At 43.0% G+C, this 1,280-nt stretch carries 1 protein-coding gene; it reads left to right on the forward strand.

Annotation, left to right across the window (positions count from 1 at the left end; genetic code table 11):
- On the forward strand, positions 1-1,280 hold a 1,280-nt coding region (locus AC1DPZ_RS27415), incomplete at both ends, for a TonB-dependent siderophore receptor (RefSeq protein ID WP_477409480.1).

Consider the following 1,280-nt stretch of genomic DNA (forward strand, 5'->3'; position numbering starts at 1 on the left):
CTATTACAGCAGCCGTGGTTTTGTGGTTCAAACAGCTTTGCGAAATGGCATTGCCGGCAATGTTACCAGCACCATTGATGCCTCAAACAYCGAACGGATTGAAATTATAAAGGGACCATCTGCAACTTTATTTGGCAGCAGTTTAACTTCATATGGCGGCCTTATTAACCGGGTAACCAAAAAACCTTATGATTCATTTGGCGGCGAAGTTGCAGGCTCATTGGGCAATTTTAATTTTCAACGGCTGAGTGCCGATATTAATACCCCGCTTGATGATCAGAAAAAAGCACTTTTCCGTTTAAACACAGCTTATAATCACGAAGGTAGTTTCCAAAACAATGGTTTTACCCGTAATATCGCCGTAGCCCCAAGTTTGCTGTATAACGTTAACAACAGGTTGAGCATCTCGTTAGATGCTGAGCTTTTCTACGGTAAAAGCATCGGTAAATCCATCTTCTTTTTCCCCTACGGACAAACTATTGCTGCTTTAGGTCACGATCGTGCCGATGAACTTGCCCTTGATTATAAACAGACCTATTATGGCAACGACCTTACCCAAACTTCAAGAACCACTAATTTTTATGGCGGGGTAAATTACAAGATATCGAATTCATGGACCACCCATACCAACATAGCGGCTACACATAGCTACTCTGATGGTTTTGGGCCATACTTTTACCTGTTACCCGGCGATTCCATTTCTCGTAACGACCAGTCCACCCGTAAAAGCAAGGGTGATATGATCGAAATCCAGCAAAACTTCAACGGGGATTTCAAGATTGGGAAATTCAGAAACAGGTTTGTTGGCGGGCTTGATTTTTTCAGAGATAACTCCAACCAGTTCTTTTTTGGCAGTACCCTCGACGCAGTATCATTAACAGGTAACCGAAACTATACTAACTTTAACAAGGCCRCAATGGATGCCCTATACGCAACAGGTGTGTATGGCTTTACCTATCCGGCAATCTACAAACGGAACACTTACAGCGCATATGTATCTGATGTGTTTAACATTACCGATCAGCTGATTGCCTCTGCCGGCCTGCGTGTGGATCGCTTTGTTAATAATGGCAATTATGATCCAGCAAGCAATAGTACATCAGGTGCGTATAAGCAAACCGCGTTTTCACCAAAGTTTGGATTGGTTTATCAGCCAATAAAAGATCATCTATCCTTATTTGCCAATTACCAGAACAGTTTCCGTAACCAAACCGGCATAAAGGAGGACAACACCCCCTTGAAACCTGAGCATGCAAATCAGCTTGAAGGCGGTGTTAAAC

The sequence above is a fragment of the Mucilaginibacter sp. P4_G9 genome (genome assembly GCF_056400985.1).